13 protein-coding genes are annotated in these 19,634 nt (G+C 44.3%); 2 read left to right on the top strand and 11 right to left on the bottom strand.

Going from position 1 to position 19,634, the window contains the following annotated elements; genetic code table 11:
* Positions 1-598: 598 nt before the first annotated feature.
* Both OXH00_05810 and OXH00_05815 read right to left on the bottom strand, forming a co-directional pair.
* On the bottom strand, positions 599-1,831 hold the full coding sequence (locus OXH00_05810) for an ammonium transporter (GenBank protein MCY3740517.1): 1,233 nt from the start codon (positions 1,829-1,831) through the stop codon (positions 599-601).
* Positions 1,832-2,078: 247 nt separating this feature from the next.
* Complete coding sequence (locus OXH00_05815; GenBank protein ID MCY3740518.1) at positions 2,079-2,798, bottom strand: hypothetical protein; 720 nt, start codon at positions 2,796-2,798, stop codon at positions 2,079-2,081.
* Between the two features lie 482 nt (positions 2,799-3,280).
* On the opposite strand from OXH00_05815, the gene OXH00_05820 reads away from it, so the two are divergent.
* Positions 3,281-4,690, top strand: coding sequence for a glycosyltransferase family 39 protein (locus OXH00_05820; GenBank protein ID MCY3740519.1), 1,410 nt, complete (start codon positions 3,281-3,283; stop codon positions 4,688-4,690).
* A 149-nt stretch (positions 4,691-4,839) separates the two neighbouring features.
* On the opposite strand, the gene OXH00_05825 is transcribed toward OXH00_05820, so the two are convergent.
* Entirely contained in the window at positions 4,840-5,061 is a 222-nt protein-coding gene (locus OXH00_05825) for a hypothetical protein (GenBank protein MCY3740520.1), read from the bottom strand.
* Positions 5,062-5,136: 75 nt separating this feature from the next.
* Here OXH00_05825 and OXH00_05830 point away from each other — a divergent pair, with 75 nt between their 5' ends.
* Positions 5,137-5,301, top strand: a complete 165-nt coding sequence (locus OXH00_05830) for a hypothetical protein (GenBank protein ID MCY3740521.1) — start codon at positions 5,137-5,139, stop codon at positions 5,299-5,301.
* A gap of 72 nt (positions 5,302-5,373) precedes the next feature.
* Here OXH00_05830 and OXH00_05835 read toward each other — a convergent pair whose 3' ends face one another.
* The 8 genes from OXH00_05835 to OXH00_05870 all read right to left on the bottom strand — a co-directional run bounded on the left by OXH00_05835 (position 5,374) and on the right by OXH00_05870 (position 19,467).
* Positions 5,374-7,578: a DUF5916 domain-containing protein gene (locus OXH00_05835; GenBank protein ID MCY3740522.1), complete on the bottom strand. Its 2,205-nt coding sequence runs from the start codon at positions 7,576-7,578 to the stop codon at positions 5,374-5,376.
* 90 nt (positions 7,579-7,668) lie between these two features.
* On the bottom strand, positions 7,669-8,418 hold the full coding sequence (locus OXH00_05840) for a hypothetical protein (protein MCY3740523.1): 750 nt from the start codon (positions 8,416-8,418) through the stop codon (positions 7,669-7,671).
* Positions 8,419-8,657: 239 nt separating this feature from the next.
* Positions 8,658-10,526 (bottom strand): sigma 54-interacting transcriptional regulator, encoded by a 1,869-nt coding sequence (locus tag OXH00_05845; GenBank protein ID MCY3740524.1) that lies wholly within the window; start codon positions 10,524-10,526, stop codon positions 8,658-8,660.
* 6 nt (positions 10,527-10,532) lie between these two features.
* Positions 10,533-11,852 carry a hypothetical protein gene (locus OXH00_05850; GenBank protein MCY3740525.1) on the bottom strand — a complete coding sequence of 440 codons (1,320 nt, stop codon included), beginning with the start codon at positions 11,850-11,852 and terminating at the stop codon, positions 10,533-10,535.
* A gap of 10 nt (positions 11,853-11,862) precedes the next feature.
* Positions 11,863-14,052 carry a sigma 54-interacting transcriptional regulator gene (locus OXH00_05855; protein ID MCY3740526.1) on the bottom strand — a complete coding sequence of 730 codons (2,190 nt, stop codon included), beginning with the start codon at positions 14,050-14,052 and terminating at the stop codon, positions 11,863-11,865.
* 1 nt (position 14,053) lies between these two features.
* A complete protein-coding gene (locus OXH00_05860) occupies positions 14,054-15,352 on the bottom strand; it encodes a hypothetical protein (protein MCY3740527.1) in 1,299 nt (432 codons plus the stop codon).
* Positions 15,353-15,362: 10 nt separating this feature from the next.
* Positions 15,363-16,658, bottom strand: coding sequence for a hypothetical protein (locus OXH00_05865; protein ID MCY3740528.1), 1,296 nt, complete (start codon positions 16,656-16,658; stop codon positions 15,363-15,365).
* Positions 16,659-16,665: 7 nt separating this feature from the next.
* Positions 16,666-19,467, bottom strand: coding sequence for a hypothetical protein (locus OXH00_05870; GenBank protein ID MCY3740529.1), 2,802 nt, complete (start codon positions 19,465-19,467; stop codon positions 16,666-16,668).
* Positions 19,468-19,634: the final 167 nt, after the last annotated feature.

Raw genomic sequence — 19,634 nt, forward strand, 5'->3', positions numbered from 1 at the left:
TAATAGAATAACAATTAGCGTTCCAATTCGTGTATAAGCAGATCGCCCTTTTGGCACAGCTTGCGAACTAAAACTTGCCACGCAAAGAGCTAACAGTGATGCACATCGTTGTCGCATCAGAATCCTCCATAGTATTTACAAGCAGATATTGCTTGTTTTGTTGTTTATGTTAAGACAGACAACTTTGTCTGTCGGTTCAATTAAGAATACACTTTCGCCAACGAAGTTTGTAACCTGCCGGTGAAAGTGGTACGTCCATCATACCTCTAAACATTTTCCACTTTACAATAAAAAGGTGTTGATTTGCTATTTTAGCAGAATATTAGAGTCGTATCAAGTGATAATTTTGGCACAAACAGACAGTAGATCGAATAGGACTTACGCAAATTCAGCAGGCGGCGCGAGTTCTTTTGATTTTTAACGCCCGAAATCCACTTATCAGGAACTTATGAACCAACTGCGTAAGCCCCACAGAATCCAAAAACAGTAAAAAGGGAAACACCCACAAGGCGTGAAGTTAAAACTCAGGGATATAAGTGAAACTTCCTGTGGGTGCCCCTATTAGGTTTGTAGCCTGAAGGCTACCTGAGCGATGTGTTTACCGTATTGAGGAGACATTAAAGTCAGGATAGGCACTTGCACCGTGTTCTTCGTAGTCAAGCCCTCCCTGTTCTTCTTCTTCTGTGACCCGCAAGCCTGTAATTGCTTTGATCCCGTAGAAGAGAATAAAGCCAGTAACGAGGCACCACACGAAGACAGCAACAACACCGACGATCTGTGCCCAGAGGAATCCGAATGAACCACCGAAGAAAATTCCCTGCTCGCTATGGAAGAATCCAAGGAGGATTGTGCCTAATGCGCCACACGTCCCGTGAACAGAGATAGCACCGACCGGATCGTCAACTTTCAGACGTTCTAACAATAGAACACTAAGGACAACTACGATACCGCCAAGTGCGCCGATTATTGCGGCGGATACTGGACTTACAAAAGCACAACCCGCAGTAATCGCGACCAAACCAGCGAGTGCGCCATTGAGTGACATACCGGCATCGGGTTTACCGAGGAACATCCATGCCGTGATCATAGCAGTGATAGCACCAGCGGCAGCGGCGATATTTGTCGTTACGGCGATGAGAGAGATGTCAGCTGCATCAGCACCCATCTGGCTACCGGGGTTAAACCCGAACCAACCGAGCCACAAGATAAAGACACCGAGCGCGGCGAGCGGAAGGTTGTGCCCGGCAATGGGTCTCGGTTTCCCGTCCGCATCATATTTACCAAGTCGGGGGCCTAAGACGATGGCACCCGTCAGGGCAAGCCAACCGCCCGTTGAATGGACGACTGTTGAACCGGCAAAATCGAGCATCCCTGCACCGAAATTTGCCAACCAACCGCCACCCCAGATCCAGTGTCCAACAATCGGATAGATGATACCGGTGATGAAGACACTATAAATCAGATAACTCTTGAACTGTGTCCGTTCTGCCATCGCGCCGGAGACAATCGTTGCCGCGGTCGCGGCGAATACGAGCTGGAAAAGCCATGCGGCGTGTGTCGGTACTGAACTCCACTCTAATGAAGCAAACGCTGTGGAATCCGCTGGCACAAACCATCCGCTTGTTCCCATGAATGCGCTACCGGTACCAAACATGATGGCAAAGCCGATTGCCCAATAAGCGATTGACCCCATTGAGAAATCCATCAAGTTTTTCATGAGAATGTTGACGGCGTTCTTGGCACGTGTGAATCCGGATTCCACCATAGCGAACCCTGCCTGCATAAAGAACACAAGAAACGCAGCGACGAGTACCAACAGTGTATCTGACATATACTTTGCATCCGAAACCTTCTCACCCTCAACAGATCCGTTTAAGGCGAAAACGTTCAGGCTCAGGAGGCAGGTGAGTACAAAAACTGTTATGATAACCTTTCTTATCATTTGGAAATATCTCCTTGTAGAACAGCAGTCAGTTATCAGTTTGCCTCGCAGTGAGAGTCGTCAGTGAAGAGAGATTAATACATCAAACATCTCTTGTTACCACTAACTTATAACTAACAACTGATAGTTTCCATCTTTACCACGTGCGGACGAAAGTCATTCTACCGGTAAGACCTGTTTCATCGTCCCCCTTTTGGGTTTCAAATCCGACGAAAACACCGAGTGTGTTATTTTCACCGTAGCCGACATTTGCCCGACCGCCAACAACCATACTGCTGAGTCCGCCTTCATCCCCTAAACCGATCGTTACTTCTACTTGGGGACCGATAGCGAGCGTATCATTGACGGAATAAAGGACAAAGTCGCGCGTATAGATTGAATCGTCGCCGTAATCGAAAGGCGAATTGAAGAACCCTTGGATCCACGATTCAAAATAGATGGAGCCAGCCGTGAGATAGGTGAACAGCTGCGGTGCGATCAAGGAAGAGGGACCGTTCGCCGCTGCATAGTCAAACCCAATACCGACCATCGGCAGGAAGCTGAGGGACAGTGAATCACTATCAACGACAGGAATACCAAGACCTATATCCAATTCACCGAATGTTCCAACGACGTAAATATCGGTATCCAGGGAGAGACCGCCGAGGAAACTTGGGGAATGGCTCGCACCGACCCAAATCTGCGTTCCCAAACTATCTGTATCCGTTCGGAACCACCCGGAAGCACCTGATGATTCTTCTTCTGCCATTTCTTCACCCATTTCGTGGGCATCTGCGTAGACCATGGGGACACTGCCCACTGCGAAAATACAGACTATTACTAACAAACGAACTAACCAAAATGTATACGTTTTCATTCTTTACCTCTTGGAGTTTTACTCCGATTTTTTCGACCCCATACGTTATTGACTATGGGGCCCCCTGTCAAAATCAGGTTAGGGATTAGACCCTGTTAATATGTGCGTCCAAAACGCGCCTACAGGATTATGTAAATTTGAGCAACGGACAATCACGGTGCAATAATGCCACTCTGAAGTTTTTATTCAGAAAGGGTCACTTGACGCTGGCATCAACTTGTGATATAGTGATTTCGGCTGCAAACGGCAGACTTTCACCAATGCTTACTTCGCACCTGTTTTCGTTTAAAGCAAAACGCGTGCCAATTAACAGTTTACCTCACAGTGAGAGCCGTTAGACCATCCGCTTCACTTATTTTCTGTTGTCAATAATGTAAGCATTACAAGGGTTTAACCGATAATAGATAACGGATAACTCTCGTCGTGAGACAAACTTTTAAAACTGATAACTGATAACTGACAACCGATAACTCGTAAAAAAAATGCTGAAATTTTCAACAAAAGATTGCCCAAAAAAGATGCAAATCGCGCTTTTGAGTGTCGTTGCGATATTTGGAATCACACTTCGCTTTTGGAATTTAGGACACTGGAGCTTCTGGATTGATGAAGTCTTTACAGTCAGAGATGCTCAAAGCCTCTCGCTTAACAATTGGCAGTCTATTCCGAACCCTATCCCTTACCTCGCTGTGAAATTGTCAATAGTACTCGCGGGGCAGAGCGAATGGGGAAGCCGTTTAATTCCGTGCCTTGTCGGGATCGCATCAATTCCTGCAGTCTTTGGGTTAGGACGAACACTCTTCAATTGGCAGGTCGGACTGCTCAGTAGCGCATTCGTGGCATTCTCAAGTTGGCACCTGTTTTGGGCACAGAATGCGCGTTACCCCGTCTTTACCTTTCTGTTTGCAATTTTGACAGCGTGGTTTTTCTATCTATCTCTCGAACGCGATTCGACACTTCTGACAATCGCAGCACTTGCCTGCTGTCTCTGTCTAATACTGTCACACACGCTGTCTGTTGTGATCGTTCCAGCGTTAGGAGCCTATGCAATAATCTGTCTATTAGAAAATTCCAACAGGAAACGCTGGATCAATTTGCTCATCTTTTTCATTCCGTTTGCGATGCCTGTATTTGCCTTAGCATTTCCAGAGGTCCGCGGCTATATCTTCTCCGGCTGGGGACGCAATGAATGGCAACGCAGCCCGCTTTATATTCTGCTAACGCTCGTCGAAGGTGTGAGTGTGCCGATAGCCGTTGCTGCCTTCTTCGGTTTCGTTACGACATTATCTCATAGGTCAACACGCTTTCTATTTTGTTATGCAGGTATCCCGTTAGTACTTTTTCTCATAGCTTCACAGTTTCAAAACGTCGCTGGCTACTACCTATTCTGGACAACACCTGCCTATTTTATTTTCGCTGGCGTTATATGCGAACGGGTGGTCTGGAGGGGGACAGGGCCGCAATCGGAGAAAAAAAGAGTGGGACTTGTGCCGTGTATTTTGGTGATAGCATTACTCTCACAGACCTATCTCTATTTTAAGATTGAAAACGGGGGGAGACCAAAGTGGCGGGAAGCGTTTGCAGCCATCCAAACCGAGAAGCAACCCAACGACAAAGTGGTACTTTCTGAACCTGAGATGGGCAAATACTATCTACCAGAACTATCGCCGATTTACATCGGTGAATTGTTAGACGACAAGAAAGGTTTTGAGAGACAGTGGGAAAATTCAGGGAGAGATCGGTTATGGTTCGTTGTGGACGTGGCGAGTTTTAATGTTTTTGATGGAAATGAAAATGTCCGCAGTTGGATTCGCCAACGCGGACATCTCGTAAAAACGTTCCCTGCCTTCTCGCGCGCAAAAGACAGGACAATTCATGTTTATCTGTTGGAGTAGAACATTTTGATAGGTCCTACCCAAACGGCTGGTGGCTTGGATGGGTTTCCTCCAAAAGCGAAACTCACGGATGTGTTGCTCTTGCCGGTTTCTTGAAAGTAGGACCTAAACATCTGAATGACATGTGAAAGTTTCCTTTTGGTTGTGCTCTACGCCTCTAATTCGCTTTGGAATGCCTGAAAGCTGGGTGCTAACGAAGCATTTAGATTCAAGTGCTTCAGGCGGTTGAGGTCCGCAATCGCTTCAAGCGTAGGTTTTAGGGCGTTGATATCCGCCTGCAGGAAACGAGCCGTGAGGACTGCGACTATATTTTCCATAGTTGTTTCACGCGCACCGCGTTCTAACAAGACTTTTGCCATCGTTTGTGCCATTGTAGATACCTCCTTATCGGATGTATGTCGCTCTACTAAACTTATCAACTCATCATGTTCTCCAGCAGGGCGACGATGCAGGATCAACATCATATAGAACAGGACGCGAAACCCCATCATCTCATCCACCGTGGATTGATGTTCTATGAGGATATAGATGAGCAACGTCTCACTTGCGTCTTGACTTCTAAACGGCACGTTAAAGAGAATGTCGGCTTGCTGCTCGCGAAGTGTCTCTGAAATCAGATTCCTATTTGCTGCGATACAGATAGATATATTTCTCCGATAAATGCCTCGACTCTGGAACTCACATTATATGCCAAAGGTATTGGTATACTTTAGTAACACTGTGCGTCCCCTCGTCACCAATTTTCTTGGGACTTTATCTTCTCTGTCCGTGTTGAGGTTTTCATTGTAGACCAACCATAGATCATTCCCCTCACGGAAATTATATCGAAACCGAATATTTGTTGAGAACCGATCATTAGCACTATTGTATTGCACAAATGCATTCAGAGAGATGTGTGTATCCAGAGCTGCACGGGTTCGCAGGCGAACGACATGTGCATAAAATCCCTGATTGCGTTCGGGAAAACGGATAACATTGACTTCATACTCACTGATTACTTCTAAATGTCGGGAGACATTCCAAGTTGGTTTAACACCCGATTCCAGTCGCCATCCATCATAGAAACCGCCGAAAGCCCAATCGAAATCCGTACGGAACAATCTTCTATTGGGCATATCAAATCCGCCCTTGACCTCAAAAGTGGTGTAATTGCCTGCTGGAACCATTGTGTCTTTCGGAAAATCCTCATCTTCGGTGAGATCCTCATAATCCATTTGAAAGTCCAGTGTCGCTGCTGCGCCAGACTTCCACTCAAGATCGATATCATAGTCAAGTTGCGCGGATTCCACAGAACTATCTTCATTACGGAGCACAACGAACCCTTTAAATTGTAACGGACTCACCTGTCTAATTGGGGTGCCTTTTTTCATGAGCCAATCATAACGAGCACCCCACTGCAGTTGCGTGAAATCCTTTCGTTTTGTATACCCAAGTCCGGGCGAAAAGTCTTTGCCTCTCCGCGCTACGACGAGTTCATAATCGAATCCAACATCGGTGCGCCGGGTGAGTTCTGCGAGAAACATCGCTGTATCTAAAAAATTGGATGTCTGCTTTTGAGCAGTTTGATCCTCAAAAGTTTGTCCCCACTTAAGTGTCAAATATTCTTTTTCAAAAACCCGAAAAATACCGTCAAGTCCGTACGCGAAATTATAATTGCCTTCCTCGTCAATACGGTTTGTTAGCATGACACCAGCATAGGAATATGGATTCAGAACTTGCCGACGCAGCCGTAGTACCCCGAAGTTTTCGCTGGGGATGTCTTCCTTACGTGCGGTTTGCATGTCAAGGAAACCGAGGTCCCAATCGCCAATACGCCCAACGAGTCTCGCGCCACCAATGATAGGGATTTGTTCATCGTCCTGAATGCCGATCCGACGGCTATGAAAAAGTCGAGCACGATCAATGAAATTGAAGGAAAAAATCCCGGAACGTTCTTGAAAAAATTGCCGTTTCTCCGGGAAGAATAGCGAAAATCGGCTTAAATTAACCTGCTGATCATCAGCTTCTGCTTGGGCAAAGTCAGGATTTAGGGTGGTATCCAAGGTGAGGTTGCTAGTGATATTATATTTAATATCAAGCCCAACATTTCTCGCTAACTCATTTTTGAGATGATAGGCGGTCTTGGCATCGTTTAACGTGGGTGTTTGTTCGAGTCCGCCGATGGCGTAAGGTGTGAAGTAAACGGGTTTTTGGCTGTAAACCTGGTTTAAAACGATAGGATGCGCTCGCGAGGGGGTATCAATCCCGCGCTCCGGAGACAGATCCGGGAAGACAACGCGCTCGTTTTTTCGGGCAATATTTCGATAAGCGATTAATCCCATGGTCACGCTACCTGCTTTATCCTGAAAACTCAGACTGGAAAACGGGATACGCATTTCAACGAACCAACCCTTTTCATTCTGAACCGTGGCGACATCCCAATAGGTATCCCAGTTTTTGTTATCAGACTTGCCATCATTAAAGACGGCTTCATCACCGCGAACACCTGCTGGTGTTGTCCAAAATGACAGGGCAGTTTTTTTATCATTGAAGGTATCAAGAATGATTCCAAATTTATCATCCTTGCTCGATCTATCCCGATAGAGCGAGTTCACACGAATCCCGGAAGGGTCAGTATCATAACATCGCGCTGAACAATAAAGATAATTCTCATCATAAGCGATTCTGATCTCAGTGCTCTCGGTGGGTTCACCCTTGTAGGTGGGTTTGTACATGATCATAGGGAGGGGTTGAATCCGCTGCCATCCGGGTTCATCGCTCAATCCATCAATTTGGATAGCCTCTGTCAAGTAGGTTAATGGTAGCGATTCTTGAGCATCGGTGGCATTCACAGAGAAAGCAAGGATTAGGATTACGTACACCACAACAGACTTTGATAAATCTATCATTTCTTCATTCAATGCGTTATAAGAAATAAAAGATGTAGGCGCGCCTCTCATTTGTTTGAAGCGCGCCTACGGATTGATAGGAAAATATGCCTACCATCTACGCGTAAAATTCATTCTACCGGTAAGTCCGGTTTCATCTTCCTCTTTTTTCGTCTCATACCCGACATATAAGCCGAGGGTGTTGTTCTCACCATAACCGATGTTCAAACGTCCACCGAAATTCAGAGCCCACAGTCCGCCGCCATCGCCAAGCCCCAGCACTGTTTCAAACTGCGGACCGACTGCGACGGTGTCGTTTAAGGCATAAGTAAGGTAAGTACGGTTGTAGAGTTCATTGAGGCTTTGGTCATCAAATAGGGTCTTGACTGTTCCGATTGTCCAGTGGAAACCGAAGATTTTACCGGCGGGCAGGATAGCAAAGATTTGCGGGTATAAGGCATAGGGTCCGTCTGGACTGGTATACTCGAACCCAACGCCGAGCATCGGTGTTAGCAGCAGTGCCATGCTGTCATTGGCGATAACAGGGAATGAAACGCCCATATCAAACTCGCCCAAATGATCATTAACATAGATATTAGAATCGAATGAAATGCCACCGCTGAGCGGATGGCTCGCACCCACTAAAAAATAGGTGCCGAGGCTATCAACATCAATTTGGAACCATCCCGTAATCTTTGGTTTTTCTTCCATCGGTTTTTCTTCCATTGCCTCCTCAGCCTCGTGGGCATCAGCGTAGACGGTAGAGAAGGTGCCAATAAATACCATATACACAATTAGCAAGATAGAAGGTAAACGAAATATGTCGAAAGCCTGTTTTTGGTAGGTTAGATTCTTGATCATATAAATCTCCTTTATTGTTGACCGATTCTGGATAGGAACTTAGAGAAAAAACAATCTGAGGATAACGAATACGGGTTTCATGTGATTCTATTACTCCGACAGATTCATCAACTGTACCAAATCGAGCACTCCTGTTTAGATAATCTATTTTTTGCTATTTCACACTTAATGGACAATAGACTGTTTCATCTGTGTCTTTCAGGACTGAACCTACGTGCAAAGTTGCTACGTTCGTTGGACTATTGCTCCTGTTGTTCATGATTTCTACCAAGAATTCTATCACATGCTTTCTTCAGAACAGGATCTGACTCCACGAACTTCCGCAGGTGCTCAATTATCTCAGGGTCGTTTGAGATCAAATACGGGGTCTTGGAGAGCCAGAGTATTTTCTCAATCTGACGCTTCGCTTTCGCCCCAGACAGGTCGCTATCCCCTGTTATGCATCGCATCGCCGCCTGATATTGAATTTCACCCCTCAGATTTAGTGCAGCTTTCAGGTAGCAAGCGATAAACCGGGCATACGCACTTTCAACTTGTGGTAGTTTACCTGAAAGGTCTGTGTGTTGATAGCCATCAAAGTTAAAATTATTGAGATATTTGATTAATGCGTCTAGGTTTTCGTGGATGCCTGTCTCAGTCATTTGCGGTTGCGAATCTGGAATATTGTTATCGGAATCTATTTGAGACGAAGACTGATCTAACGGAATTGGTTGTCTCTGCGTTTCGTGAGAAGGCAATTTGAGGTGATCTGCCTCAAGCCACCTCAGCCCTTTATAGGTAAAAACTGCGTTCTCAATCACATTTTCAAGTTCTCTAATATTGCCGGGCCAGGGATAGGTTCTTAGTACTTCAAGTGCTTCTACCGACACTTTACGTGATTCAGCACTGAATTCCTGTTCATACTTTTTGACGAAATATTCAACCAGCAATGGAATATCTTCTGATCTCTCATTGAGCGTAGGGATCCGAATAGAATTATGAACTTGTGCTCTGGCAAGAAGTGCTTTACGGAAGTTATCTTCGAGCAGTATTTCCTCGCGTTCTGTTGCCATAATGACCTGAAGATTCCTGAGTTGTTTTGCTTTCTGTTCACCAAGGCGTTGCGTCTCACGAATGTTTTTGTCAAGAAGTCGAAGGAGTTTTGCCTGAACAGTAGCAGGGATATCACCGAATTCGTCTATAAAGAGTGTCCCCGCATCCGCTAATTCGGCAGCACCGGGTTGGTCAGTAGTAGCACCATTGAATGCCCCTTTCTGATGACCGAACAGCCGATCCTCGATTAAAGTCTCTGGTACACCCTGGGGAAAGAAAGGAACATATTTACCCGCTTTGCCTGCCTGTTGATGGATGTATTCCGCCAGCAGTTCCTTCCCTGTGCCACTTTCCCCCAAGATAAGGACGTTCTCGTTAGGAATACGCCCCCTCCGACGTGCTTCACGAAGACATTGTAGCAACGGCAGCGAGTGTCCGATAATTTTGTCATCTGATAGAAGTCCGTAATCGTCTAACAATTCCTTCAACTTGGCTTTGTTGAGATCTGTTTTATCCACAAAAGCCCAGACCCCTTGCGTCGTAAAACGGCGTTCAATGACATCCCGCTCCATGGCGGACGTGATGACGACCGGGATATCCCGCAGCTCGGAGTCCCGACAAAGACTGTCGAGTATTGTGAGGCCAAAGTATCTTTCTGGCTCCCAGTCTTCGTCTGTTCCCACCGGCTCTCCATCTACTCCAATGGCACCTGTTGCAAAGTGCATATCCAATAACAATAGACTCCAATGTGGGGGGTGTTCCCAACCGTTCCTCGCCATTTCCAAGGTGCCATCAAGATCATTTCTGACTTCACCAGACATCTCCACTTGACCCCGACAAAAGGTAACGTCCGCAACGACTTCATCTTTATTATTTTCTGTGGGATCTATATCGTCTATTTCGCGATCGTCAACTACGAGGAGCGGTTTCGGTTCTTGTTCATTCCGGGGAAGGCAATCGCCGGTAATGTCCTGTAATCCTAAACGGGAACAAAGTGTATCGCGGTGTTTGTTGCGACCATTTCGCGCTTTTCCATAAACGTCATCAATCCAGAGAATTCTCGGTTTATCTGCCATTATGACTCATCCCTCCTGGGGAAGATTGCTCAGGGTTTTTGAAAGGGCTTCATAAGTCTGTTTCAATTCACAAAACTGAGGGCGTAGGGAGATGAGGGTGGTTAACTTTATCGGTTTGGACTGTCTCAATTCGTCCATAATTTTTTCGTAGAACTTATTCACGGTCACCAAGGCATTTTGACTCTCTTGTGACTTCTTTTTCACTGGATAGCGGGATAGCCACAACCCGTGCACCAGTCTCCCAAGCCATTCTCGTGTGTCATCATCACAACGGTTTAGCGGTGAGCAGTCTAAGAGCTGCCGTGGTGACATACTATCTTCAAAGGATTGGACAATCCATTGGGCATCCTGCCGGCGCGATTTCCATGCGTGAAAATCCTCCACCAAGAATTCCGATACACGAACGATGTTTGGATTAGGTTTCTGAAGTTGTTCAACAAAGTCATTGAAACTGTTGAGGAATTTATTTTTCAACCAATCATGATTGAACTTGTTGCGTCGGATTTGCCACTCAGATTCGGAAGTTATCAATTTTCTTTTTTGAAGAACACCATACGCATCTGCGACAATGGTCGGAGGGACAACCGATTCACCGCTGTGAATCGCTGCCAACAAATTGTTTAACTCCGTTGGTATTTCTTCTACTCCTGTGGTGTTTTTCCATTCTTTCTTAACATCTTCGTAGAACGATTTCTGTTCAAACACGTCTAACCACCACTCTGGTTGACGCACATCGTCTTTCTTCTCACCCAAATTCAAGCGAATCAATTTTGTATATCTGTCTGAGTTCCGAAATTTGGTCCATTTCATTAACGCCAAGGTGGGGCTAATATCCGTCTGGTCAGTCTCATCCTCAGCATGAACAGCAAGATACCCTACACAAAGGATAGCAAGAGCAGAAAGGTGCTCCTGTACCTCATGCACAAAGAATCGCCTTAGTCCATTTAGGTTTTCACCGCGAACCAGAGCTTCTATGGTTGCTTCACCAGAAAGACCGCAAAGTATCTCTTTCCAATCTGCTGCACTCACGTTGCCAGTAGGCAGCACTAGGTTAAACACGTACACATCATCTTTGTTGGTTTTTGGCGGGGGTTTATTACGGAAATCATCATCAGTAGTCACTCGAACCCGTACATTGCCAGAGGACGAATATTCCTTAATGAGCTGCTTCCAGCCTTCGCAAGAAACATGGGCAATAGCAATTTTATGTTTCTTGAGACCAGATAACTCTTTGCAGACTTCTGGCTTCGGTGCTGCACATTTCATAACATTTTGTATGAAAGTGTGATTAATTCTTGTGCTCCCCCAGTTGTAAATACCAATCATCTGTTGTCCCTCACTCAACAAGAAACACATCATAGACCGGACAACCCTGCCTCTTTTTGTCTACTTTAAATTTTACTTTTTTTCTTCCCTTAAAAGCATTTTCTTTGTCTTGAAAATTGTCTTTCGGCACCTTTACAAACTGTGGCAACTGTAAGGTTGAATGTTCATCAATCTCTACGTTCGCAGCATCACCATTTGGCATAATTGCCCAGACTGTCCCCTCGTACAGTTCCTCTTGTTCACCTGCCTCTTGTTCTGTCCCTTCTTGATCCATAGCATTGGGAAGGTGGAGTTCATTTTCTAACTGTTGACCTCGCTCCGATGATACAGTTTCAATTTTCTGACATATCTCAAGAATTTCACCACAGTATCCTTTAAAAGTGTCCCGATCATGTGAGGGGATGAGATCCGGATTACTATGATTCATTAGATGTCTAACTCTATGCACTATTAAGCGTTCCCGTACTCTCCAATACTCAAACCAACGATTATCGAACATAGCATCAGTTCCAAAGAATGTTCTAAAGTGGTTCCACAAGGTATCATGCAAAATAATCTTAAACAGATCCGAGGGGGAAGAAAAATTAATCAAATCAGGTAAGTCACTCTTTTCTCCGGGAAAATCCATTTTCGAGTAATCCTTTTGTCTGTTCTGCCATTTCTTAAAAATATCTGGACGCTTTTGACTCACATGGTTAATCCAGTCAGAGTCAAACTGGCCAGACAGGATAGTTGCGATTGCCCCTCGGAGTGCCTTCTCAGTCAGTACCCAAATAGCCATATCCTGTAACCAAATAGCCATTTCACCAATGGCTTTCCTAGACTGCTCCCACAAGTCATCCTTCACAATAATCTTAAACAGATCGTAACTATTGGGTTGATTTGAGGGAATTGGAGGGCTATGTGTTCCGCGAGATAATGATTGGAGATGATCCTTTTCAAGCCATCTTAGTTCTTTATAGGTTTCAACGGCATCTTTAATTACGTTTTCAAGTTCACTGACATTGTCGGGCCATGGATACGCTTTTAACGCTTCAAGTGCTTCCTCCGACACCTGATGGGTTTCAGCCTTGAATTCCTCTTCATACTTTTTGACGAAATATTTAACCAGCTGCGGAATATCTTCCGATCTCTGACTGAGTGTTGGGATCCGAATAAAATTATGAATTAGTGCCCCGTCAGGAAATGCTTTGCGAAAGTTGTCTTCATACAGTATTTCTTTACGTTCTATTGCCGTAATAACCCGAAGATTCCGATTATGAATGTTCTTAAGAAGCTGAAGAAGTTTTGGCTGGGCAGTGGCTATAATATCACCGAATTTGTCTATAAAGAGTGTCCCTTCATCCGCTAACACTGCAGCATCGAACAGTTCATCCTCTAAGGTCCCTTTTAGGGACTCGGAGAAAGAACAGTAATCACCTTTTCCACCTGATTTTTGATGGATGTATTCTGCCAGTAGTTTCTTTTCAGTGCCGCTTTCACCGAGGATAAGTATATTATCACTGGGAATGCGCGCCCTTCGGCGTGCCTCACGAAGACATTGTAGCAACGGCAGCGAGTGTCCGATAATTTTGTCATCTGATAGAAGTCCGTAATCGTCTAACAATTCCTCCAATTTGGTTTTGTCGAGATCGATTTTATCCACAAAAGCCCAAACCCCTTGCGTCGTAAAACGGCGTTCAATCACATCCCGCTCCATGGCGGACGTGATGACGACTGGAATATCCCGCAGCTCGGAATCCCGACAAAGACTGTCGAGTATAGTGAGACCAAAGTATCTTTCTGGCTCCCAGTCTTCGTCTTTTCCGATCGGTTCTCCATCTGCTCCAATGGCACCTGTTGCAAAGTGCATATCCAATAACAATAGACTCCAACGTGGGGGGTGTTCCCAACCGTTCCTCACCATTTCCAAGGTGCCGTCAAGATCATTTCTGACTTCACCAGACATCTCAACTTGACCCCGACAAAAGGTAACGTCCGCAACACCTTCATCTTTATCATTTTCTGTGGGATCTATATCGTCTATTTCGCGATCGTCAATTACGAGGAGCGGTTTCGGTTCTTGTTCATTCCGGGGAAGGCAATCGCCGGTAACGTCCTGTAATCCTAAACGGGAACAAAGTGTATCGCGGTGTCTGTTGCGACCATTTCGCGCTTTTCCATAAACGTCATCAATCCAGAGAATTCTCGGTTTATCCATGCTACGTATACCTCGGAAGATTGCTCAGAGTTTTGAAAAGAACTTTATACTTTACTTTCAATTCGCAAAACTGTGGACGTAAGGAGATGAGTTTTGTTAATCCAATTGGCATAGATTGTTCCAATTCGGATGCCAATATTTCGTACGTCTCGTTTACCTCCATCAGGGCATCCTGGCTTTCTTTTGCCTTTTCCCTCACATCATAACGGGAAAGCCACAATCCATGCAACAAATACCCAAGCCATTCCCGTGTCTCATCATTACAACGATTTAAGAGGGATGAATTAAATAGTTGTAGAGGCGACATACTACTTTCAAAGGATTGGACAAGCCATTGGCCCTCCTGTCGTTGCGACTTCCATGCAGGAAAATCTTCCTCCAAGAATTCCGACACACGACCGAGGTCCGGGACAGACTTACTAAGCTGTACAATAAAGGCATCAAAATCATTGAGGAATATATTTTTTAGCCAATCATGATTGAACTTTCTGCGTCGGATTTGCCACTCAGATGCGGAAAATTTTCTGTTTTGAAGAACACAATACGCATCTGCAACAATTGTCGGAGGGACAACCGATTCACCGCTGCAAATCGCTTTCAGCAAATCGTTTAGTGCTGGCGGTATTTCTTCTTTGCTTGTGGTGTCTTTCCATTCTTTCTTAACATCCTCACGGAATGATTCCTGTTCAAACACATTTAACCACCATTCCGGCTGTTGAACAGCATTCATCTTTTTATTCAAATCCGATTGAATTACCTTTTGACCTCTTTCTGATTCCCGAAATTCAGTCCATTTCATTAACTCCAAAGCAGAATTTATGTCATTATCCTCAGTCTCAGCATGAACAGCAAGGTAACCTTCGCAGAGAATGGTAAGAGCAGAAAGCTGCCCTTGCACCTCATGTACAAAGAAACGCTTTAGTCCGTTTGGATTTTCACCGCGAACCAGAGCTTTCACGATATATGAGTTAGAAAGACCAGAAAGTTTTCTTTTCCATTCTGCTACTGTCAAGTCTCCAATAGGATGTCTTAAGTAAAGTATGTATACACCATTATCATTCTTCGCTGGCTTTGACAGATCCAGAAAACCTGCAGTAGACACTCGAACGCGCACACTGTTCGGACACGAATAATCGTTAATTAACGTATTCCAATGTTCACCTGTAACATGGACAATAGCAATTTCACAATTCCGGAGTTCATTCAGCTCTGTGCAAACTGTTGTCTGCTGTTCCAAGCATTCACTAACATCCTGTATGAAAGTGCTGTCGGTTAATCCTTTATCGTAAATACCAACCATCTGTTTTACCTCACCTAACACTCCAGATGAGATTGATTTGTTTTGGAGCGATTTCTACTGCAACAACCGGAGATTCAGTTCCGTTTGTAAATAAAGGCATATAGTCTCCATGGCCCTCCAATCCATCTGTTCTGCAATAAGTCAAGTCCCTCAACGAATTGGTGAAAGCACCTGCTCTTTCTTCTTCTATACCAAAAAACTTTTTTGCAAGCATAAGGGGATCTCTAAGCGGCAACACAAGACGAAAGACGTTTACCTGTGGCGTTTCCCCCGACTGGAAAAAGCATAGTTCACTGACCGAAATTTCCTCTTCTTCTTCTTCACAACGCCACAGGAAACCTCGCAGACTTACGAAAAGTGGGAAACAGGGCACACAAGGCATAGTGATAAGTCCTTCGTCTGGAATTGGATTAGTGTCGCTTAATGGGATTCCTAATTTTCTCAGGACAGCGTTTAACACTTTTCCCTTTATCCGACGGCGATCTCTTGCCTTCCATGGAGGATTTTCCATTTCCCAAAGATTTGCCTCGTGCCATATCATTAGACTCTTGGCTGATTCTGTCTGGTCAGTTTCGTTAGAAACAAGGTCGTCAATCGAAACTGAATCACCGAGCCACTCTGCAAGTGCCTGTAAGTGTGGGGAGTATCTGTTTCTCCCCTCAAGATAATCATGAGCCCAACCTTTTGGTTGCCAACTGCTTTTCCAAGCCTTTGCGTAGAATTGTATGGCGGCATTAATATTCTTGTCTGTGTGATAGTAGTCTATGCCCAAAAAAGACTCAAATTTAGGACTGAATCTTTTTTGAAATTCCATATCAAGAACTTCAGTGCCCTTTACGAAATCCTCAACAGTGTGCCGCACTTCGTTACCACCTGCTCTAGTGAAATGGGCAATCTGATCTCGTGAATATGACAATTCTGTCAGTTTTCCTACTGTGTGAGGAGAGGCAACCTCAGTCTCTCCAAGACCTATTATATCTATCAGGAATCGGACCTTGACACTCTCGTCAAAATCTAAATCTTCAAGCCATTTTTGAATATGGTCTAATACCTTATTGGCACCTTTCTCATCTTGCGCAAGTGGGAAAAAACCGATAGCTCGAGTTTCTGATATGTTATGTGCCATCTCACGAAGTAATGGAAGTGCCTTAGCATCAGGAGGTACGCTAGATGAAGGGCGCTTAGCAGTATTGTATTCGTCGTCAATAACAACAATTACAAGATCTCCTGAATCTCGTGACCAAACATGAGAAGATCTTTTTTGATCCTCTAGTTCTATTTCGATTTTATTGTACTTAAAAGACACCTGGTTCTCACTCCTTTTTAATCACTAGCCGCCATTCATCATCAGAGGTATTAATTGGCTTTGGACCATCTATTTTAAATTTCTCATCTATACCTCTTGAACTACAGTAATCATTTGTTCTCTCCATAAAGATATTAAAGAAATAACGATCCTTCGGTACAATATCTCCGTTGCGGTGTTCTTGCTTTACTACTCCTCGATTGTAAATTGACACACTCTGATTATCCCAGGTAATCCGCAGATGGGGTATTCCTTTCTGTTTGAAAATAATCCATGTTTCCAAGGCGTGGTACGCTGCCTGTCTCATCCCGTGAAAGAAACAGATGGCAAAAGCTTTTGTTGTTACCCATTCCGGCAATGGAATATCTGGATTACTTGGATTACCTGATAAGTAAGGGAATAAAAGTTTCGCTCGCACTTCATCAAACGTTTTTTCAATTGCCTTTGGTTCGTCGTTTCTCAACTTCGCTCCTAAATCCCAAGCAAATTCCTGGAACGCCTCAATTTCGGATTTACTCGCCCGCATAACTCCGCCATGTAGTCCTAGATCACTAAGCTTATCAATAACGTTTATTTTACTTAGATCCATCCACTCTGGAAAATCCATACCAATGTGCGTTTCTGTATTAAGCGGGAAACCGCCCCACACATCTGTTATCTGAGTTTTTGCCAACCACAACGCAACTTGGCTTTCTGAATTAAGTCCATTCCGTTTGGGGTCAACCCAAAGTGTATCAAGAAGGCCAGCTGTCTGATGAGCAAAATGTTTTTGCTGGCCTCGAGTGCCAATTTGTTCGCTGTCCTCTTTCACAACGGATAGGGTGAGATTAGCACTCAAGGCAGAAAATAGCGTTCTATACGGCACCAGCCAATGATCAAAATCAGTCGTTCCCTTTTGTAAATTCTCTAAATCTCCCTTTGAATTCTGGTCTGTTTCTACCCTTCCAGCAATAGTTGCGAAACCCAGAGAAATTGGAGCGAGATCCGAATTTTTTGATTCTTCCCAATTCAGTGCTTGAATCAAAAGGTGAAATTCACAGGGCCAGTATGCCCGAAACAGGTGTTCGAGAGGAATAAAGCCTGCCCGACAACAGCGAAACAGAATCGTATCATCCAAACCAGCAGATTCCACATCCAAGAGAGAACCCAACGATTTCATCAAGGGTCCAAATTCTTTCTCAACGAAGTCTTTACATATCATAGGAACATGTGAAAACACATCTACTTTGTCAAGGGTGTTCTTCAGAGCCGGCGATGTAAGAAACTCCGACAGATTCTTTGTGAAAAGTTTCTCGGCCTCGCTGTAGTCCAGGTTTTTCACTATCGGAAGCTGTACGTCCTCAGACTTATTTAGCTCACGATTTAATCGCCTCAACCACGTAATAAGTGATCTCCAACGACAAGTAAGTATACATTCTTTATTAGATAGCCGGATTATAAACCCACACTCTTCAACAAACGCACACATATCTTGTGTAGTCCACCAATCATCACGAGATTTATCACGCCTCGGGCGAAAACTGGTCGTTAATGTCGTGTCTGGATTTGACTCCAGAACTGTTAGTTGTCCGACTTCCGATGCGGCGTAACGGAGGAGCCAAAGCATGGAAAAGAATGAAAGCTCGCCATCTTCAATGAGTACAGCGTTTGAAGTATTACCCTCTTTTCGCATCTTGGCAAAAGAATCGACGAGGTCTTTATGAACAAGAGGATGAAAGTCACGCACCTTAGGCAGTAGAGCCTGAAATGATGCGTAGCACTCTCCCATTGCCGTCTTAAGAATGGGTAGTTCTATTGACGGAACATCAGCACGTTGTTCCGTCGGAATTTCCCCTTCTGCTGGACTAAAGTGATACTCAACTAATCTTGTCTTTTCAAAGAATTTAATTAGAAATTCTTCTCTACTCGGCACTCCCTGAATGTTGGGTTTTTCTGTAATTGGATAAAAGAGTGAAGTACCCGATCTATCTTCTTCAACGAGGTCCCGGACCAAAATATTCCATTGGAGGATCCGGAATTTTTGCGCCAAACTTTCAGAAAATTCTTTATCCGATTCACCATCTCGCAAGTTTTTAGCAAAATCATCAGCAAAACTTATCGATTTCGTGCTTCGAGCAAGAATAGGAAGTTGCAAACACAATGGATGAAGAAAACTGGATTCGGGATCAAGCTCTTCAAATTCCTGAACGAGTTTGATAAACTCCGAATCGGAATTCTCAGAACCTGAAGTTCCATAGATCAACTTATAACGCTCCACAACACGATGAGAAAACGTAGTAGGATTATCAGTAGAAAAGTATTGTCTTCGGAGATAGGTCAACCTCTCGTAGTGCTGCTCCTTGAATGCTGCAAATTCACGCTTCCAGTCTAAATTGTTTTGGAACTTTGACAATTGAAATCCTGCTTTAAGAGCAACATCACAAGCATCAGGAGGGGAATTAGGATTATTCTTAAAGTGATCGTATAATTTTTCCCCAATATTGTAAAGTTTTCTTTGCTTCACGACCCCGGAGAGGTTTAGTAAAGATTTTTGTGCGATACTAAGCAGCAGCACAGAAAGATTGGGATACTTTTGAAATTTGTCCCCTTCATCAAGTTTCCCCGCTATACCTTCAATAAGTGTGAAAAGGTATTTATCTTTATTAATCTGCTCACGCAAGCAGTCAATGAAACGGACAGCGTTGAGAGCTTTACAGAAATTGTCGAAATTTTCCGTAAAGATGCTGTCTGAGCCAGTCAATTGGTCCAAAAACCATTCAACGGTTGCGTGTGCAGTCGAATCGCCGAAGCTCAGATTGTCTTGAGTCATTTTCATCTCTATAGGTCGAGTTTAAGATTCTGGTCAGCTGTTTGTTAAGAGCAAGCTTATTCTATCACAAATTCAATATTTTTTTCAAATTAATTTTAGAGACGGAAGCACTTATGGTGTATCCTATAATTAAGTATACACTTGAATAATGTCATGCAGTGTCATTT

It is taken from the genome of Candidatus Poribacteria bacterium, assembly GCA_026706025.1.
GTDB lineage: Bacteria > Poribacteria > WGA-4E > WGA-4E > WGA-3G > WGA-3G.

Bases quoted from the DNA above. Each gene is read 5' to 3' on its own strand.
- OXH00_05810 (MCY3740517.1), bottom strand. From the start codon at position 1,831: ATGTCAGATACACTGTTGGTACTCGTCGCTGCGTTTCTTGTGTTCTTT.
- OXH00_05815 (MCY3740518.1), bottom strand. From the start codon at position 2,798: ATGAAAACGTATACATTTTGGTTAGTTCGTTTGTTAGTAATAGTCTGT.
- OXH00_05820 (MCY3740519.1), top strand. From the start codon at position 3,281: ATGCTGAAATTTTCAACAAAAGATTGCCCAAAAAAGATGCAAATCGCG.
- OXH00_05825 (MCY3740520.1), bottom strand. From the start codon at position 5,061: ATGGCACAAACGATGGCAAAAGTCTTGTTAGAACGCGGTGCGCGTGAA.
- OXH00_05830 (MCY3740521.1), top strand. From the start codon at position 5,137: ATGCAGGATCAACATCATATAGAACAGGACGCGAAACCCCATCATCTC.
- OXH00_05835 (MCY3740522.1), bottom strand. From the start codon at position 7,578: ATGATAGATTTATCAAAGTCTGTTGTGGTGTACGTAATCCTAATCCTT.
- OXH00_05840 (MCY3740523.1), bottom strand. From the start codon at position 8,418: ATGATCAAGAATCTAACCTACCAAAAACAGGCTTTCGACATATTTCGT.
- OXH00_05845 (MCY3740524.1), bottom strand. From the start codon at position 10,526: ATGGCAGATAAACCGAGAATTCTCTGGATTGATGACGTTTATGGAAAA.
- OXH00_05850 (MCY3740525.1), bottom strand. From the start codon at position 11,852: ATGATTGGTATTTACAACTGGGGGAGCACAAGAATTAATCACACTTTC.
- OXH00_05855 (MCY3740526.1), bottom strand. From the start codon at position 14,052: ATGGATAAACCGAGAATTCTCTGGATTGATGACGTTTATGGAAAAGCG.
- OXH00_05860 (MCY3740527.1), bottom strand. From the start codon at position 15,352: ATGGTTGGTATTTACGATAAAGGATTAACCGACAGCACTTTCATACAG.
- OXH00_05870 (MCY3740529.1), bottom strand. From the start codon at position 19,467: ATGACTCAAGACAATCTGAGCTTCGGCGATTCGACTGCACACGCAACC.